The organism is Catellatospora bangladeshensis, assembly GCF_016862575.1.
GTDB classification, from domain to species: Bacteria; Actinomycetota; Actinomycetes; order Mycobacteriales; family Micromonosporaceae; genus Catellatospora; species Catellatospora bangladeshensis.
This window is the reverse complement of the sequence record NZ_BONF01000039.1, coordinates 93,856-110,220: the sequence shown is the minus strand read 5'-3', so window position 1 is coordinate 110,220 and position 16,365 is coordinate 93,856. Positions and strand designations below refer to the sequence as shown.

The following is a 16,365-nucleotide window of genomic DNA, read 5'->3' as shown; positions in this document are numbered from 1 at the left end:
TGGTGTTCCCAGGCGTGACCCGGCTTAATCCATATCCGGCGAGATTCGGGTTCAGCCCGCGACCGACGCAGGTCCGGATCGACGCGAGATCACGTGTGGTCAGCTGCCTCCGACCGTCTCCTGGCACGCAGCGTGCGAAGCATCCGTGCGTCGCTGAATCCCACCTCACGGGCCGCGGCGTCCACAGTCACGCCACGATCGATCAGGTGTTCGGCCCGTTCCAGACGCAGGAGCTGCTGGTACGCCATCGGGGTGGCGCCGATCGCGCCCGAGCCAGCTCGTCCTGGATCGCGTGATGGGTGGTGCAGCGCCGCCCGTCGAGCAGGCCCGCCCGGCCGAGGGCGTCGGCTCCTGCGCAGATCCCGGCCACCGTGCCACCGGCCGCGTGGTGTTCGCGCATCCGCCGGGCGCCGTCGGCGCTGATCATCCGTTCGGGGCCCCGCCATCCCGGCACGACGACCAGGTCGTCTGCGGTCAGTGCCGGCCAGTCGAGGTCGGCGTTCAGCGCCAGGCCCTGCACGCTGCGCACCGGAGTCTGGTCGGACACGTAGTGCAGGCGGTAGTCGTGGCCGAGGTCGGTGGCGATGGAGAACACCTGGGCCGGTGCGGCCACCTCCAGCAGGTGCACCGACGGTACGAGGACGAAGACGACGCGCGGCATGACGGCTCAGCCTACGGACGTGCCGGTCAGCTCATCAACGGTCCTGATCGTCGCCAACCGGCCGGAAAGCGCGTAGCGGGTGCGCTCGATGACGTCCCGGACGCCGAGCGCAGGCCCACCGGCCGGGTCGGCGATGGGGCAGGTGGCCGTGGCGTCGATCGCGAAGGTGACGTCGAAGCCCAGGTCGGAGGCCACGCGGGTGGTCGTCTCGCAGCACTGCTCGGTCTTGATGCCGCAGACCGTCAGCTGGCGCGTACCGCGCTGGGTCAGCAGCTGGTGCAGGTTCGTCGTGGTGAACGCGTTGTGCGCGGACTTGAGCAGCATCGGCTCGTCGCCTGCCGGGTCCAGGCCGTCCATCAACCGGACGAACCCGAGGGCGGGATCGAAGACGGTGCCGGATCCGGGCCGTGTCCCGAGCACCCATACGACCAGGTCGCCGTTCGCCCTGGCCAGGTCCACGAGCCGGTTGACCTTGCCGACGATGCCGGGCTCGGAAGTCAGGTCCCAGTCCGGAAGCCGGCGAAACGACTCCTGCACATCGATCACCAGGAGAGCCTTGTTCATGCGTCCAGCCTGCGGCAGTTCGAGTCGGCAGCGAAGATCGGTTTCGGCCGGCTTGCGGATCGATCCGGACAGCGGCACCGGGCGTCAGACCCGCCCGCGCGGGTAGACCGATGACATGTTCGAAGACTTTGCAGACCGGCGGGTCGACGTCGGCGAGGTCGAGCTGCGTGTCCGGTACGCCGGTCAGGGCCTGCCGGTGCTGCTGATCCACGGCCACCCTCGAACGGGTGCCACCTGGCACCGCGTAGCGCCGCGGCTGGTCGAGCGGGGGTACACGGTGGTGTGCCCGGACATGCGCGGCTATGGGGCGTCCGGCAAGGCGGCGATCCGCCCGGATCACTCCCAGCAGTCCAAGCGTGCGGTCGCACGGGACCTGGCAAACCTGATGCACACGCTGGGCCACGCGTCGTTCGCCGTCGCCGGGCACGACCGGGGCGGCTATGTGGCGCTGCGCCTGGCACTCGACCGTCCGCAGGCGGTCGGCCGGCTCGTGGTGCTGGACGGTGTGCCCATCAGCGAGGCCCTTGCGCGCTGCGACGCCAGGTTCGCCCAGCGGTGGTTTCACTGGTTCTTCTTCGCTCAGCCCGGCAGGCCCGAACGCGCGATCATGGCCGACCCGGACGCGTGGTACGACGCCGACTCCGAGACGATGGGCCGGGGCAATTACGCCGAGTTCCGTGCGGCGATCCACGATCCGGCGACGGTGCGCGCGATGCTGGAGGACTACCGCGCGGGCCTGGGCGTCGACCGCGAGCACGAGCAGGCCGACCGGCTCGCGGGCCGCACGGTGACCTGCCCGACGCTGCTGCTGTGGTCCTCGCGTGACGACCTCGCCGAGCTCTACGGCGACCCGCTGGCGGTGTGGCGTCCGTGGGCTGCCGACCTGCGCGGCGGGCCGATCGACTCGGGGCATCACATGGCGGAGGAGAACCCGGGCGCCCTGGTCGACGCGTTGTGCGGCTTCCTCGCCTGACGGGCGGGGTCCGTGCAAGGCGCCGGCGGCACTGTGCCTGGACCGGCCCGAGGATCAGGCGGCCGGGACGGTTGCCGATCCCGGTTGCTCCGCCCCGGCATGGTTGATCGTCGTCGTCGCCGGGTATGCGCTCAGTGAACGGCCAACGCCGTCGAAGCGAGGCAACGATGAACATCGGCAACGCGGTGCTGTTCGTCGTCGACGTGCAGAACGGCTTCTGCAACGAGTTCAGCGAACCGACCGTCCGCCGCCGGATCGTCCCGCTGGTGCGTCGCTGGTCCGAAGCCCGCCTTCCGATGATCTTCACCAGGTATCACAACTACCCCGGCAGCAAGTTCGAACGCCTCCTCGGCTGGACCGAGGTTCAGCACTCCCCCGACACCGATCTCGTCGACGACCTCGTTCCGTACGGCCCTGCAGCGGTGACGGTGGCGGACAAGACCGGCTACAGCGTGTTCACCGCCGAGGTGACCGGGCTCGTCGACACGTACAGCTGGACCGACCTGGTGTTCTGCGGTATGGACACCGACACCTGTGTGCTCAAGTCCGTGGCCGACGCGTTCGAACGCGAACACACCCCGTGGCTGGTGCGCGACGCGTGCGCCAGCCACGGCAGCCGCGGCCAGCATCGCGCCGGGATCACCATGGCCGGCCGGTTCATCGGCCAGAACCAGCTCATCACACACCGGCAGGTCGCCTCCGCCCTGGCGGTGGCACCCGCCCGACATGACAAGGAGAACACCAGATGACGAGCGCACGAGACATCATGACGCCCGACGTGACCTGCGTCGGCGAGCAGGAGACCGCCCTGGACGCGGCGAAGAAGATGGCCGACCTCGGCGTGGGGTCGCTGCCGATCTGCGGGGACGACCAGCGGTTGAAGGGGATGCTCACCGACCGCGACATCGTGGTCAAGGTCCTGGCCGAAGGCCGCGACCCGTCGAGCGTGACCGCCGGGGACCTCGCCCAGGGTGAGGCCGTCACCATCGGCGCCGACGACGACGACGCCGAGATCCTGCAGACCATGGCCAGCCACCAGGTCCGCCGGCTGCCCGTCATCGACGGGCGCAGCCTTGTCGGCATCGTGGCCGTCGCGGACGTGGCCCGCGCCCTGCCGGACCGGCCGGTCGGCGACCTCATCGACGCCATCTCCGCCTGATCCAGCCCCGCCCTGCGCTCCGGTCAACGGGGCGTCGAGTGTGACGACACGATGGATGTCGCCGGCCCGGTGGAGCGTTCGCCGGGCCGGTGACGTGCTGGAACGCTGGTTCGTCGCCGGCCTGCCTGCGATCGATAACCGGTGGCTAATCCGGCGGTGCGATCTTCCGCGTTGTTCGGCTCCGGGCCGGGCGATGGTGATGCGATGCAGCTTTCGATGCATGACATCACCCGCCGCTACGACGACCGCATCGTGCTGGACGCGGTGTCCTTCAGTGTCAAGCCGGGTGAGAAGGCCGGCGTCGTCGGCGACAACGGGGCCGGCAAGTCGACGCTGTTGCGGCTGATCGCCGCGGCCGACCGGCCCGACAGCGGCGAGGTGACGGTGGTCGCGCCGGGTGGTGTCGGCTACCTGGCCCAGTCGCTGGCGCTGCCGCCGCAGGCCACGGTCCAGGACGCGATCGACCTGGCCCTGGCCGACCTCCGCGAGCTCGAGTCGCTCATCGAAGACGCTGAGGACGGGCTCGGCGGCCTGTCGGGCGCCGAACTCACGGCCGCCCTGGACGCGTACTCCGGGCTGGTGGCGCGTTATGAAGCACGCGGCGGATACGGGGCGGACACCCGCGTCGACAAGGCGTTGCACGGGCTCGGCCTGCCGGGTCTGGACCGTACGAGGGCGCTCGGCACCCTGTCCGGTGGGGAGCGGTCCCGGTTGGCGCTGGCCGCCACCCTGGCGTCCCAGCCAGAGCTGCTGCTGCTCGACGAGCCGACGAACGACCTCGACGACCAGGCCGTGGACTGGCTGGAGGGGCACCTGCGGCGCCACCGCGGCACGGTGCTCGCGGTCACCCACGACCGGGAGTTCCTGAGCCGGGTCACCGACACGATCCTGGAGGTCGGCGAGGGCAGGGTGACCCGCTACGGCGACGGCTACGACGGGTACCTGGTCGCCAAGGCGGCCGAACGCCGGCGACGGCTGCAGGAGTACGAGGACTGGCGCGACGAGCTCCACCGCAACCGCAGGCTCGCCGCAGCGAACGCATTCCGCCTGGACGCGATCCCGCGCAAGGCGCCCATGGCCAAGTTCGGGCACGGCGCCTTCCGGGCGCGCGGCCGCGACCACGGCGCGATGGGACGCATCCGCAACGCCAAGGAGCGCATCGAGCGCCTCATCGGCAACCCGGTGACGCCGCCGCCCGACCCGCTGGTCTTCGCGGCCCGCGTCACCGGCGGCGAGGACCAGCCGCCGCAAGCGGTCGCCGAACTGGACGAGGTCCGCGTCGCCGGCCGGCTGTATGTGCCGTCGCTGCGGATCGAAGGCGCGGACCGGCTGCTGGTCACCGGACCCAACGGGGCAGGCAAGACCACTCTCATCCGGGTCCTGGCCGGGGAGCTGCGCCCGGACGGCGGAACGGTGCGCACCCGCGGCCGGATCGGCCACCTGCGGCAGGAGTCGACGACGTGGCCGCCTGAGCTGACGGTGCTGGAGGCGTTCGCCGGCGGGCAGGCCGGTGACCCCGATGAGCTGCTGTCACTCGGCCTGTTCCGGCCGGCTGACCTGCGGTTGCGGGTGAGCGAGCTGTCGTACGGGCAGCTTCGCCGGCTCGAACTGGCCCGCCTGGTCAGCAAGCCGGTCGACCTGCTGCTGCTCGACGAGCCGACCAACCACCTCTCCCCGGCGCTGGTCGAGGAGCTGGAACAGGCGCTGGTGGAGTACCCGGGCGCGGTGGTCGTCGTCACCCACGACCGCCGCATGCGGGCCGGGTTCACCGGCACTCACCTGGAGCTGCGCGGCGTACGGGCGGTTCAGCCGTCGGCACGCCGCCGTGGCCAGGGCACGGCGTTACTCGTCGGCCGCGAGTCGGGCCAGGAGGATGCCTGCGACGATCAAGGACACCGCCGCCAGGCGCATCGGTGAGACGGGATCGCGATGTACCACGATGCCCAGAGTGATCGCTCCCACCGCTCCGATGCCGGTGAAGACCGCATACGCCGTGCCGACCGGGATGACCTGCATCGCGCGGGACAGCAGGTACACCGCCCCCACGCCCAGCACCAGGCACGCGGCGGTCGGCCAGAGCCGGGTGAAGTTCTGCGTCGGCTTGATGCTCTGCGACCATGCGACCTCCACGAGGCCGGCCGCGAACAGCGTGATCCAGCTCATCTCATCGCCTCCACGGTCTTCAGCGCGGCCGCCACCGAGTCGAGGTGCAGCTGCCGGAACGCGGCGAGAGCAGGATCGACCAGGGAGTTGACCATCTCGACCGTCACGAAGGCGACTTCGTCGACCGCGAAGTGGCCGCGGAAGAAGTCGCGCAGGTACCGCTCCTGGTGGTCCATGGGTTCGCGTGGCGTGCCGGGTCCGTAGGCGCCGCCGCGAGCCGCGGTCACGACCACCCTGGCGGTGAGCCGGGCTCGGGGGAAGGTCACCTGGTCGATCCAGGCTTTGAGGCTCGCGGGGACGGAGTAGTTGTACATCGGCACACCGATGAGCAGCTCATCGGCGCTGAGGAGTTCGGCCAGCAGGGGTTCGACGATCTCCCAGGCTTTTCGTTGTGCGGGTGTCCGGACGGCTTCGTGGATCCGTCCGGGGTCGGTGATCTGTTCGGCCAGCACGGTGTCGCAGATCTGGGTCCAGGCTTCGTCGATGAACGGAACGGGCTGCTTGACGAGGTCCCGGTAGGTGTAGCGGCCGTGGGGGTTCGCCGCTTGCCATGCTTGCGCGTATTTCGCTCCGATGTGCCGGGAGAAGCCGGTCCGGCGGGCGCTGGAATCGAGATGGAGCAGGTGGGGGTGGCTGTTCAAGGTGCAGACCTCCGCTAAGTGGACGCCGTGTCCGTTTAGCGGAACCGTAGCACTCATGTGGACACAGCGTCCACTTGTCCAGCTTGGAGCGGTTAGGCGAGTACGCGGCCTGCGAGCAACGCCAGCGATCGTGCGATCTGCTCGCGTTCCCACCCGCGGGTCTCCCGCTGGTAGAGGTAGAGCTCCGGTGCCAACGGCGCGAGCAGCACGTCGGCGAGCACATCCGGATCCGGGACATCGGCCGCGACCAGCAACGAGTGCACGTGCGCACGCCAGAACCCGTAGGCGCCGGTCTCATAGCGCGATCGGCCCAGTTCGGCGCCGAGGGCCAGGTGCACGTGCTGCTCCAGCAGCCCGAGCATCGCCTCATAGAACGCCGCGAGCCGAGCCGACGGCGAGGCACCCGGTCCCAGCGGCGCCGCGCCGCTGATGAGCTGCTGCTGAATGGCGCGCTCGTGCTCGTCGAGCAGCGCGACGGCGATCGAGGCCCGGTCCGGATAGCGCCGGTACAAGGTGGCCCGCCCGACACCGGCCCGGCGGGCGATGTCGTCCATGGTCACGTTCTGCGCACCGCGTGCGGCGAACAGCTCGCTCGCGGCGGCGAGCACGCGAGCACGGTTCTCCGCCGCGTCCGCGCGTTCGTGGGCGTGCTGACCGGCCATGGCCTCACCGTATCGGCTTCGCCGGGGCCGGGCAGTTCGGGCCAGGACTCACCCCGGCCCGCCCCGCTCTCAGCTCCGGCGGGCCGTCGACCTCGGCCCGCGCGGGCTCATGCCACTGATCTGCGGCTCGCCGAGGCGAACCCGAGCCAGGTGTGGCGGTTGCCCGCCCAGCACCAGCCGACCTTCGGAGCGTGCTTCCTGGCGGCGCCGTCGCGGCCGGTTCCGTTGCTCAGCCACAGCGCCGGGGTACGGGCATCGAGTCTGCCGTCCGCGCGCCGCAGCCGCGAGCCGATGGTCATGAAGCAGTGGTTGCGCTCCAGCGCCTCAGGTTGCTGCAGCAGCCAGTGAATGCCCTCGGCGACGGTCAACGGTGTGCGGCCCGCGGCGGTCAGCGCGGGCAGGGCCTCGTCGGGGCTCCAATTGGCCATCTCGTCGCCGCGAGTGATGTCGTGTACCAGGTACAGGGGTGCCTCGGGCGTCGCCGCGACGTCGATCGGCGCGAACGAGTCGAGGTCGGTCATGTCTTCCACGACGAATCCCTGGCGACCTCCGTGGCGCAGCATGGGCGCCACGGCCGACGGAGCGACGCGGTCCGCGTTGATCACCAGAAGTGCGTTCTGCCCGCCGACCTGGGCGGCGCCCCGGACGTCCGACTCGGCCAGCCCGGCGCGGTCGTGCAGTCCGAGTTCGATCAGTCGCTGCGCCTGTTCGGCAAGCGAAGGCAGCGGAGCCAGTGTGGTGCGCATCGGTCTCTCCTTCATACGGCCGGTGATGACCGGTTTCGCCGGCAGAACGGGCCCGCAAGGGCGGCTGTTCAAGCAGACGATCTTGCATGTCCCAGCATCTGCGGGATCGCTCGTCGGAGCAACGGCGAATCTGCAAGTGATCAATAACCGTCCGGTTATACAAAGGAGTTCCGGCGGGACCGGCCGATGTCCTCGTCGACCGCCGGCTTGGTACTCCGTGCCGCTGTGACGCTGGGGGCCGGGTACGTAACCACGTACCCGGCCCCCAGCGTCACGTGCGATGATCAGACGGTGCTGCGGCCACGGATGCCGCCGAGCAGCGCGACACCCAGCGCGGCAAGGCCGACCTGGAAGACCAGCTCGATCCAGTCGATGCCGTCGGTGACGGCCACGCCCACGGCCTGGGCGAGCGCGGTGCCGATCAGCGCCGCGACGATGCCGACGACGATGGTGAGCCAGATCGGCATACCCTGGCGGCCAGGAACGACCAGCCGGCCGAGCGCGCCGATGACCAGGCCCACGATGAGGGCCGAGATGATGCCGGCGACAGTCATGTCCTTCTCCTTTGCGCGTTGTCGTTGTCACCCCGTGTCTGCCCGCTGCGGCCCACGAGCAAACCGGCCCCTGGTCACAGGTTCCGGGCCAGGTCCTGTGTCGCCGGTCGTGGCTCCGCGTGCGTCTCCGTGCGCCGGCTCCGTGGCGGCTTCCGTGGTCACCACGGATGTGGGCGGGCGGCCCGGCAGGTGAAGCTGTGTTCAGACACAGCGATCTACGACAGCCTCCCGAAGGAGCACGCCATGACCTCCATCGACCACCTCATCCTCGAAGTCACCGACCCGGCCGCCGCCGGCTCGTTCTACACCGCGGCCTTCGGGCTGGGCGAGCGCATCCGCGTGCGGGCCGGCGACGAACCGTCGGCCGGATTCCGCGGCTACGCGATCTCGCTGGTCGTGCCCCAGCCGTGCGACGTGGACAGCTTCTTCGGCACGGCCCTGGCCGCCGGTGCGACGGCGCTCAAGCCGGCGAGCAAGAGCTTCTGGGGCTACGGTGGCACCCTTCAGGACCCGTTCGGCACCATCTGGAAGCTCGCGTCGGCGGAGAAGAAGAACTCCGCCCCCGCCACGCGGCAGGTCAACGATGTCGTCCTGCTGCTCGGCGTCGACAACGTCAAGGCGACCAGGCAGTTCTACGCCGACCGCGGCCTGCCGGTGACCAAGAGCTTCGGCAGCAAGTACGTCGAGTTCGGCACCTCGACCATCAAGCTGGCCCTCTACAGCCGCAAGTTCGCCGCCAAGGACTCCGGCGTGTCACCCGAGGGCTCCGGCTCGCACCGCATCGCCGTCGGCAGCGACGCCGGAGGCTTCGCCGACCTCGACGGCTTCCGGTGGGAGTCCGTGTCCGCCTAGGTGGTGGACTTCGGTGGTCCAGCGGCCGCGCGAGATGGTCTGCGAGACAGAACCTAGCGGCCGGCCGACTGCTCGGCTGCGGCATTGGCTCGCGGCGGGCTGTTGGAAGGCCGCGGCGGTCGACTCGGCTTGGCCGAGGGCTTGCCGGGTTGCTCTGGGGCCGGGCGGGATGTTTCCGGCGCAGGTGCGATGGTGGGCATCGGCGTGCCGGGCGCATCCGGCCCGACAGACGGTGCGGTGCCGGGGCCGGGTGTGCCCGGACCGGCGTCGGTCGTGGGGCCGGATCCGGGCGGACTGACCGGTTGGCCGGAGGGGCCGAGCAGGGTCACCGAGCAGCCGTGGCTGTCGAGGCTGAAGCTCGTCGGCAGAGGGTTGGCGCCGCGGTACGTGCCGGCAATCGGCAGCCTGACAGTGGCTGCGCCGGACAGCGGGCCGATGGCGGCGGTGGCGGTGTGGTCGTGCTGTCGCCAGCCGTGGGTGGGTTCGATCTGCTGGGTGCCGGGCAGCTGCACGCGCAGCTGCCCGGCAGGCAGTGTCGTCGCTGTGGTGTTGGCGATGGTGAGGGTCGCGGTGAACCGGGTGCCGTCGTCGGTGTGCAGCTGGTAGACGACGGCGCAGGCCGTTGTCGTGGAGGCCGTGGGTGACGGCGCTGCCGCCTGGGCTGTCGGCGCCTGCGCCGCCGGGGAGTTCCAGGCCCAGACCGCGGCGGCTGCCACGGCACCGGCACCGAGGAGTCCTGCGGCCAGGGCGGGCCGCCGGGGCCGGCGTCGTGGCGGCTGCCAGGGCTGCAGGGGCGCTTCGGCGCCGGTGTGCACTTCCTGTCCCACGGCGGCAGGCGGCATGACGTGCGGCAGGAGTTCGGGGCGTGAGTACTCGCCGAGCAGGGCCGCCAGTTCCGGTGCGGTGGGGCGGGCGGCCGGGTCCCGGCGCAGGCAGGCGGTGATCGTTTCGGCGACGGGCGCGGGCAGCCCGGGAACGTGCGGCAGCGGCCGCGGCTGCCGGGTCTGTGCCGCGGTCAGCAGCTCGAGGGCCGATTCGGCGTCCCAGGGCAGGTCACCGGACAGCATCCGGTACAGCAGCACCCCGAGGGCGTAGACGTCGGCGGTCGGGCGTACCCGGGGCTGCGGGTCGTCGAGCCGTTCCGGGGCCAGGTACGCGGGGGTCCCGGCCAGATATCCGCCCGGGTCGAGGTCGTCGGCTCCCTGCGGAGCGCAGATGCCGAAGTCGATGACTTTCGCGCCGTCCGCTGCCAGCAGGACGTTGCTCGGTGCGAGGTCGCGGTGGACGATGCCGCGGGCGTGCGCGGCGACCAGCGCCGCGGCGACCTGCGCGGCGACCGTCACCGCGACCGGCCAGTCCAAGTAGATCTGTTCACCGAGGATCTGGTTGAGCGACTGCCCGTCGACGAGTTCCATGGCCAGGTAGGCGGCGTTGGGACGGCGGGTTCCGGTGACGCCGTAGTCGTACACCTCGGCGATGTGCGGATGGCGCAGCCGCGCCAGCGCCTGGGCCTCGTCGCGAAGCCGGCGCAGCGCCAGCTCGTCGGTCAGCAGCCTCGGGTCCAGGAGCTTGACCGCGACGATACGGCCGAGGCGTTCGTCGCGGGCGCGCCAGACGCTGGCGCTGCCACCGGTGCCGACCGGGTCGAGCAGCCGGTAGCGGTCGTCGAGCAGCCGGCCGGGCCGCCAGTGACCGGACGTGGTCGTCTTGGTCACGGGCACGCCTGTACCGGTCGGCCCGCGGCGTCATCGCGCCGCGGGCCGACCTGCCCCACCATGAGGTTCCGTGCCATGCTTCAGGCCGCGCGGTGGCGGCTGGTCGAGTTCATCGGCACCCGGGCCTTCGCCGTGCGGGCGGGTGCGGCGACCCGCCGCAGCAGCTGGGCGTCCCAGGCATCGGTGTTCACGCCAGGGGCCTGCTCGGCAAGGCGCAGCAGCTCCTGGGCCTGGCGCCGTTGCCGGGAGGCCAGGCGGCGCGTTTGGCGGACCTCCCGAAGCCACGAGGACATCAGCCCGCCCAACGCGCACGCGCCGATGACGGCGCCGACCATGCAGGCCAGCAACAACTCCGCGAACGAGAACATCTCGTGGAACACCACACCCCCACTCATCGACAACCGTGCCGGTATAGCCGCGCCGCAATCGGCCTAACCTACACGGGTGGTGATGCCCATCACCTTGCGCGCCCTCGCCGGATCCACACTGGTGCCACGATGTCCGCCCGCTGCGGACACAGTGGACAGGCCGACGGGCGGCGCCTCGTCGGCCGGCGGCGCGGTGACGGGCCGGGCGTGTCAGGCGGACACGAGAGATGGGAAGCCCGCCTGACACACCCGCCCAGTTCGTGGGCGGCTGCAGCGCATGTGCCGCCGCGTCTATCGAGCGCCTGTCTGCCCGGCACGCAGATCGTCGAGCAGTTCGACCTGGTTGGCCAGAACCTCGGTGAGGATGCGCCGGGCGACGGCGAGCAGTTCGGCCACCTCGGGGCTGACCAGGGAGTAGTACACCGTCGAGCCCTCCCTGCGGGTGACGACCAGGTTTATCTTGCGCAGGACTGCCAGTTGCTGGGACAGGTGCGCCGATTCCAGGCCGACCTCGGGCAGCATCTCGCCGACCGAGTGCTCCCTTGAGGACAGCAGTTCCAGGACTCGGATGCGTGCGGGGTGGGCGAGCGCCTTGAAGAACTCTGCTTTGGCTTGGTACAGCGGCTTGGTCACCGGTCCACCCCCCTTCGTTGCAGGAAACCGTACCCGCCCGGGCGTGTTGTCCACGCTTGGGCGGCTCGGCAGGTCGTCATGTGACCTGTTCGCGTCACCACCCGAGACTACACGACCTAGCAGGTTGCTAACGTTAGCAACTACTAAGAGAGTGGCTTCGCGGTACCGCCCTCGCACTGAAAGGCAAGTGATCGATGACTGTGGCAACGACGCCCGGCCTGGCCCCTGCCCCGACCGCCCATGCTCGGCTGCTGGCCTGGGTCGGCGAGGTGGCCGCACTGACCACCCCGGCTGAGGTCGTGTGGTGCGACGGCTCCGACGAGGAATGGCAGCGACTGACGGGCCGGCTCGTCGACGCCGGCACGCTGGTACGGCTGGCCGACGAGCACAAGCCGAACTCGTTCTGGGCTCGCAGTGGGCGGAACTGGACAGCCTGAAGGCCGGGCTGCACTAGCCGCACCTCCCCATGATCGTGGCGTGGCCCGCCGCACCCCTCCTCCTTCCCCGAGCGGCGGGCCACGCCACCCCCGACAACCGACAGGAGCAACACCAGTGACCGTGACTCGCATCGAGCTGGCCAACCACATCGAAGCCGCCTTCACGACCGGGCCGGCCACCCGCGACGAGCTGCTCGCCTTCGCCGCGTGCAGCCACGCCCGGCCGGACGTGATCGCGGTGATCAGGACTCTGCCGGAGCGCCCCTACCCGGCCATGCGCGACCTGTGGACCGACCTGGCCCACATCCCCATCGGCGAGTGACCCGCGGTGTCCGTGTCGACGTGCGCACCCGTGGCGAGGTCGATCCCGGCTTCGTCGACCTCGCCCGTCACGTGGTCATTGCGGTCGTCACGGCGCACAACAGCGCCGCCGGGCCGGTTCGGTTACGCGTCAGCACCGTCGGCGGCGCGAAAGGTCCGACGTTGATCCAGGTCAACCTCCAGGTTCGGGGCATGCCGGCACGTGTCCAGATCTGCGCCCGCACTCCGCAGGCCGCCGCACGCGCAGCCCTGGACCGCCTGGAGCGCCAGATTCACCGGGTGGCCGCGAATGTGGACGCCGTCGCGTGGCCGCTGCCGTTCCGCCGGCGACTCGCCGTGCCAGGTGAAGGCGCCGTCGCCCGGCTCAAGGCGGTGCGGCTGCAGACCGCGGCTCTCACCGAGGCCGGGATGCGGCTGGCGGCCATGGACTACGACGCGCACCTGTTCACCGAAACCGGCACCGGCGACGACGCGATCGTCTACCGCACCGAATCCGAGCAGCTGCGAGTCATACGGCAGGGTGCCGGTCCACCGGTCCTGCCGACGGCGGCGATCCAGGTCGGCTCTCAGCCTGCGTGTGTCCTCGACCCGGCGCAGGCCGCCGCCCGGCTCGCGGCGACCGCGGTGCCGTTCATCTTCTACACCGACCGCGAAAGCGGCCGCGGGAACCTGCTCTACCGCCGCTACGACGGTGACCTCGGCCTAGTGAGCCCGCTGGCGCAGGACGTCTCGGCACAGGCGCCTGCGGGCGCGGGTGCGCAGGCCGACGGTGCTGCTCCGGCAGGTCACTGGGGCTCGCCTCCGTCGCACGAGGCGGTCGGCATGGTGCTGGAGATCGCGAACAGCCGCACCGCGAGCACCCGCAGCAGCACCGCCGCCCCGGCGCGATCGCCCCGGTCATGCATCGCCTCGGCGCGGGCAAGGATCGCCGACATGCGTTCCCTGTCGCCACCCCACCAGCGTCGCCCCGCCGCCAGGTGCACGCTCAGGGCCGCGAACTGCTCGGAGGTGGCGGTGGCGGCGGCGCGCACCGAGGGCAGCAGCTCGGTGGCGATGACCAGGTACGCGTGCCAGGCGGCGAGTCTGCGCGGCTGCACGGGCCCTCACGCCGCCTTCAGGACCGGCTCGGCGGCGAGCACCCCGGCCTGGTGTAGCAGCGTGCGGGCGGCGGTGATCGCGGCCGGGGTGTCGTCGAACATCCGGCCCTGCGAGCGCAGCCGCTGCGGCACGCCGATCGCTGCCAGCGCTCGTTCGTGCTCGGGCCGCATGCCGGAGAGGTAGACGGTGATGCCGCGGTGTTCCAGTCGTTCGATGGCGTCGCGCAGGACCACGGCACCGGTGCCGTCGAGCGCGGAGACTCGCGACATGCGGAGGATCACCACCCGCACGTCGGCGACCTCGGTCAGTTCCAGCAGGAACCGATGGGCGGCGGCGAAGAACAGCGGCCCGTCGAACCGGTATGCCACGATGTGCTCGGCCAGCAGCGCCGCCTCCTCGGCATGGTGATCGGCGACGTCCAGCGGCACCTGCTCCAGCGTCGCCGAGCGGGCGATCTTCCGTACCGCGAGGAATGCCGCCAGGACCAGCCCGATGCCGACCGCCGCGATCAGGTCCAGGACCAGGGTGGCGGCCGCGGTCAGCACCATCAGCACCGCGTCGGAGCGGGTCGAGCGCGCCAGCGCGAGCAGCGAACCGACCTCGACCATGCGGATGGCGGTGGCCAGCAGCACTCCGGCCAGTGCCGCGAGGGGGATGTGCGCGACAAGCGGTGCGGCGGCGAGCATGATCACAGCGAGCACCAGGGCGTGGGTCAGCGCGGCCAGCCGGGAACCCGCCCCGGTGCGGACGTTGACGGCCGTGCGGGCGATCGCGGCGGTGGCGGGCACGCCTCCGAACAGCGGTGTGACCAGGTTGGCCACGCCCTGGCCGAACAGTTCCCGGTCGGGGTCGTGGCGCTGCCCGACGGTCATGCCGTCGGCGACGGTGGCTGACAGCAGGCTCTCCAGCGCGGCCAGTGCGGCGACCGCGACCGCGGAGGTGAGCAGCATCGGCACGGCGGCCGGGTTCAGGAAGTCCAGCGACGGGGCGGGCAGTGTCGCCGGCAGGGCACCGATGCGGGCGACCTCGAGGTGCGTGATCACGGCGACGACGGTGACCGTCGCGACGGCCAGCAGGGAGAACGGCACCGCAGGTCGCCAGCGGGCGCCGATCAGCATGACCGCGGCCACGCCGAGCGCCAGCCCCAGCGCGGTCCATCGGGGATGCGCGGCGAAGTCGGTGATCGCGTGCCACGCCACGACCGTGACCTTCTCCCCCTCCGGGGTCGCCACGCCCAGCGCCGCGGGCACCTGCTGCAGGAAGATCACCGCGGCGATGCCGGCGGTGAAGCCCTCGACCACGGGGGCGGGCACGTAGCGCACGTACCTGCCCGCACGGGCCAGGGCGAGGGCGACCAGCAGGACTCCGGCGATCAGGCCGACGGTGAGCACGCCGCCGGGCCCGAACCGGTGCACGATGGGGACCAGGACGACGGTCATCGCGCCGGTGGGTCCGGAGACCTGCAGGTTGGAGCCGCCCAGCAGCGCGGCGGCGGCTCCGGCGACGATCGCGGTGGCCAGGCCGGCTGCGGCACCCAGGCCGGAGGAGACGCCGAAGCCGAGCGCGAGCGGCAGTGCGACGACGGCGACGGTCAGGCCGGCAAGCAGGTCGCGGCGGGGCTGGCGGCGCATCGCCGTCCAGTCGGCCGGTCCGGGCAGCAGCATGGACACGCGGTCCCAGCCGTTGCGGCAGGCCGCTGCGACGCCGCTCACTCGGCGGCCGCCGTGGCGGCCCGGGCGTCGCGCAACTCGTCCAGCAGCTCGGCCTGCCCGGCGATCATCGCGGTGAGGAACCGGCGTGCGGCGGCCATCACCTCGGCCACGTCCGGCCCGGACAGGGCGTACATGACCGCGGCGCCGTCTCGGTAGGACACGACGACCCCGGCCCGGCGCAGCACCGCCAGCTGCTGCGACAGGCTCGACGCTTCGATCTCGACGTCGGCGAGCAGGTCACGGACGGCCTTGGGCCCGTCGCCGAGCAGTTCGAGCACGCGGATGCGCACCGGATGGCCCAGCGTGCGGAAGAACTCGGCCTTGCTCTGGTACAGCGGCACACCCACGACCTGGCACTCCAAGCTCGCTCATACTTACTCAGCAATTGAACATATTATCAATTGCTAAGGAGCTTCACCAGGATGTCGACGGTTCCAGGTCTGCGGCCCGCCGGACACCCACATGCCCGGACGCCATGCACAGAGGCAGGCGAAGTCGGCTGCTTACCACGACGCCAGGCCCTGCCGCCGCGCCGAAAGGGTTCGACGGGCCTGCCAGACGCCCGTCGGTCAGGCTGGCACCGCCGCATTCCCGAGGCGACGGCACCAGCCAGCTAGACAATTGAATATCTGTTCAACTGCTTCGTGTATGCACTGCGCATATCATGTGATTCATATCACTAATCGTCACGGCGAGGTAGCAGTCAGCCCCGATGCTCGTTGGCCCAGGCGTGGAGCGGCTATGGAGGCAGCTGCAGCGACCACTACTGGCCGAGGTCGTCGCTGCTTACGACCGGGGCATCCCCGTCGTCGACCCGTTCGCCTATGCCGCCGAGCTGGGTCAACGGCCCGACCGGATCCGCGCGGCCCTGACCGCCCTACAGGTCGCCGGCTTCCTCGAAACCCAGCCGCACCGCGGCGACCTACTGATCACCCGGGTCTGCCCGCTCGCACGCCAGGTCCTCGCCGGCGACCCCGCCCGCAACGGTCCGATCCCACCCGACGCGAGCACAGCCGACGGAGCATCTCCCGACGGCTGATCCGGCACCCGACCCGCGGCCTTGCACTCCCGCCTCACATGACCTCCAGGCGCCATCGCAGCGCGAG

At 71.0% G+C, this 16,365-nt stretch carries 19 protein-coding genes and 2 pseudogenes; 9 read left to right on the top strand and 12 right to left on the bottom strand.

Annotated elements, in window-relative coordinates; genetic code table 11:
• Nucleotides 1-202: 202 nt before the first annotated feature.
• Together Cba03nite_RS29855 and Cba03nite_RS29850 are read right to left on the bottom strand one after the other, a co-directional pair.
• The gene (locus Cba03nite_RS29855; protein WP_239126101.1) at nucleotides 203-661 is read right to left on the bottom strand and encodes a DJ-1/PfpI family protein; all 459 of its coding nucleotides are present in this window, start codon (nucleotides 659-661) and stop codon (nucleotides 203-205) included.
• Nucleotides 662-667: 6 nt separating this feature from the next.
• Entirely contained in the window at nucleotides 668-1,225 is a 558-nt protein-coding gene (locus Cba03nite_RS29850; RefSeq protein WP_203753270.1) for an isochorismatase family protein, read from the bottom strand.
• Nucleotides 1,226-1,340: 115 nt separating this feature from the next.
• Between Cba03nite_RS29850 and Cba03nite_RS29845 the strand changes: the two genes are divergently transcribed.
• From Cba03nite_RS29845 to Cba03nite_RS29830, 4 genes and pseudogenes are all read left to right on the top strand, one after another.
• Nucleotides 1,341-2,198, top strand: a complete 858-nt coding sequence (locus Cba03nite_RS29845) for an alpha/beta fold hydrolase (protein ID WP_203753267.1) — start codon at nucleotides 1,341-1,343, stop codon at nucleotides 2,196-2,198.
• 167 nt (nucleotides 2,199-2,365) lie between these two features.
• Entirely contained in the window at nucleotides 2,366-2,947 is a 582-nt protein-coding gene (locus Cba03nite_RS29840) for a cysteine hydrolase family protein (RefSeq protein ID WP_203753265.1), read from the top strand.
• Complete coding sequence (locus Cba03nite_RS29835) at nucleotides 2,944-3,357, top strand: CBS domain-containing protein (RefSeq protein WP_203753263.1); 414 nt, start codon at nucleotides 2,944-2,946, stop codon at nucleotides 3,355-3,357. Before Cba03nite_RS29840 ends, Cba03nite_RS29835 begins: the two co-directional genes overlap by 4 nt.
• A gap of 204 nt (nucleotides 3,358-3,561) precedes the next feature.
• A pseudogene (locus Cba03nite_RS29830) lies at nucleotides 3,562-5,175 on the top strand (TlrC/CarA/OleB/SrmB family ABC-F type ribosomal protection protein); the annotation flags it as partial.
• A gap of 24 nt (nucleotides 5,176-5,199) precedes the next feature.
• Here the strand turns inward: Cba03nite_RS29830 and Cba03nite_RS29825 are convergent.
• From Cba03nite_RS29825 to Cba03nite_RS29805, 5 genes are all read right to left on the bottom strand, one after another.
• Complete coding sequence (locus Cba03nite_RS29825; RefSeq protein ID WP_203753259.1) at nucleotides 5,200-5,520, bottom strand: DMT family transporter; 321 nt, start codon at nucleotides 5,518-5,520, stop codon at nucleotides 5,200-5,202.
• On the bottom strand, nucleotides 5,517-6,218 hold the full coding sequence (locus Cba03nite_RS29820; RefSeq protein ID WP_203753257.1) for an FMN-dependent NADH-azoreductase: 702 nt from the start codon (nucleotides 6,216-6,218) through the stop codon (nucleotides 5,517-5,519). Before Cba03nite_RS29820 ends, Cba03nite_RS29825 begins: the two co-directional genes overlap by 4 nt.
• A gap of 35 nt (nucleotides 6,219-6,253) precedes the next feature.
• A complete protein-coding gene (locus tag Cba03nite_RS29815; protein WP_203753255.1) occupies nucleotides 6,254-6,823 on the bottom strand; it encodes a TetR/AcrR family transcriptional regulator in 570 nt (189 codons plus the stop codon).
• Nucleotides 6,824-6,930: 107 nt separating this feature from the next.
• On the bottom strand, nucleotides 6,931-7,569 hold the full coding sequence (locus tag Cba03nite_RS29810; RefSeq protein WP_203753252.1) for a DUF5701 family protein: 639 nt from the start codon (nucleotides 7,567-7,569) through the stop codon (nucleotides 6,931-6,933).
• Between the two features lie 284 nt (nucleotides 7,570-7,853).
• Nucleotides 7,854-8,123, bottom strand: coding sequence for a GlsB/YeaQ/YmgE family stress response membrane protein (locus Cba03nite_RS29805; protein WP_203753250.1), 270 nt, complete (start codon nucleotides 8,121-8,123; stop codon nucleotides 7,854-7,856).
• 243 nt (nucleotides 8,124-8,366) lie between these two features.
• On the opposite strand from Cba03nite_RS29805, the gene Cba03nite_RS29800 reads away from it, so the two are divergent.
• The gene (locus tag Cba03nite_RS29800; protein ID WP_203753248.1) at nucleotides 8,367-8,975 is read left to right on the top strand and encodes a VOC family protein; all 609 of its coding nucleotides are present in this window, start codon (nucleotides 8,367-8,369) and stop codon (nucleotides 8,973-8,975) included.
• A gap of 53 nt (nucleotides 8,976-9,028) precedes the next feature.
• On the opposite strand, the gene Cba03nite_RS29795 is transcribed toward Cba03nite_RS29800, so the two are convergent.
• The 3 genes from Cba03nite_RS29795 to Cba03nite_RS29785 form a co-directional block, all read right to left on the bottom strand.
• Nucleotides 9,029-10,690, bottom strand: coding sequence for a serine/threonine-protein kinase (locus Cba03nite_RS29795; protein WP_203753246.1), 1,662 nt, complete (start codon nucleotides 10,688-10,690; stop codon nucleotides 9,029-9,031).
• A gap of 80 nt (nucleotides 10,691-10,770) precedes the next feature.
• Nucleotides 10,771-11,085: a hypothetical protein gene (locus tag Cba03nite_RS29790; RefSeq protein WP_203753244.1), complete on the bottom strand. Its 315-nt coding sequence runs from the start codon at nucleotides 11,083-11,085 to the stop codon at nucleotides 10,771-10,773.
• Nucleotides 11,086-11,349: 264 nt separating this feature from the next.
• On the bottom strand, nucleotides 11,350-11,691 hold the full coding sequence (locus tag Cba03nite_RS29785) for an ArsR/SmtB family transcription factor (RefSeq protein WP_203753242.1): 342 nt from the start codon (nucleotides 11,689-11,691) through the stop codon (nucleotides 11,350-11,352).
• 194 nt (nucleotides 11,692-11,885) lie between these two features.
• On the opposite strand from Cba03nite_RS29785, the gene Cba03nite_RS29780 reads away from it, so the two are divergent.
• From Cba03nite_RS29780 to Cba03nite_RS40690, 3 genes and pseudogenes are all read left to right on the top strand, one after another.
• Nucleotides 11,886-12,128, top strand: a complete 243-nt coding sequence (locus Cba03nite_RS29780) for a hypothetical protein (protein ID WP_203753240.1) — start codon at nucleotides 11,886-11,888, stop codon at nucleotides 12,126-12,128.
• 115 nt (nucleotides 12,129-12,243) lie between these two features.
• Nucleotides 12,244-12,450 (top strand): DUF2795 domain-containing protein, encoded by a 207-nt coding sequence (locus Cba03nite_RS29775; RefSeq protein WP_203753238.1) that lies wholly within the window; start codon nucleotides 12,244-12,246, stop codon nucleotides 12,448-12,450.
• Nucleotides 12,451-12,641: 191 nt separating this feature from the next.
• Nucleotides 12,642-12,932, top strand: a pseudogene (locus tag Cba03nite_RS40690) (sigma 54 modulation/S30EA ribosomal C-terminal domain-containing protein); the annotation flags it as partial.
• A gap of 620 nt (nucleotides 12,933-13,552) precedes the next feature.
• Here the strand turns inward: Cba03nite_RS40690 and Cba03nite_RS29770 are convergent.
• On the bottom strand, nucleotides 13,553-15,211 hold the full coding sequence (locus Cba03nite_RS29770; protein ID WP_203753337.1) for a SulP family inorganic anion transporter: 1,659 nt from the start codon (nucleotides 15,209-15,211) through the stop codon (nucleotides 13,553-13,555).
• Nucleotides 15,212-15,255: 44 nt separating this feature from the next.
• Entirely contained in the window at nucleotides 15,256-15,606 is a 351-nt protein-coding gene (locus tag Cba03nite_RS29765; RefSeq protein ID WP_203753235.1) for an ArsR/SmtB family transcription factor, read from the bottom strand.
• Nucleotides 15,607-15,989: 383 nt separating this feature from the next.
• On the opposite strand from Cba03nite_RS29765, the gene Cba03nite_RS29760 reads away from it, so the two are divergent.
• Entirely contained in the window at nucleotides 15,990-16,298 is a 309-nt protein-coding gene (locus Cba03nite_RS29760) for a hypothetical protein (RefSeq protein ID WP_203753232.1), read from the top strand.
• Nucleotides 16,299-16,365 lie beyond the last annotated feature (67 nt).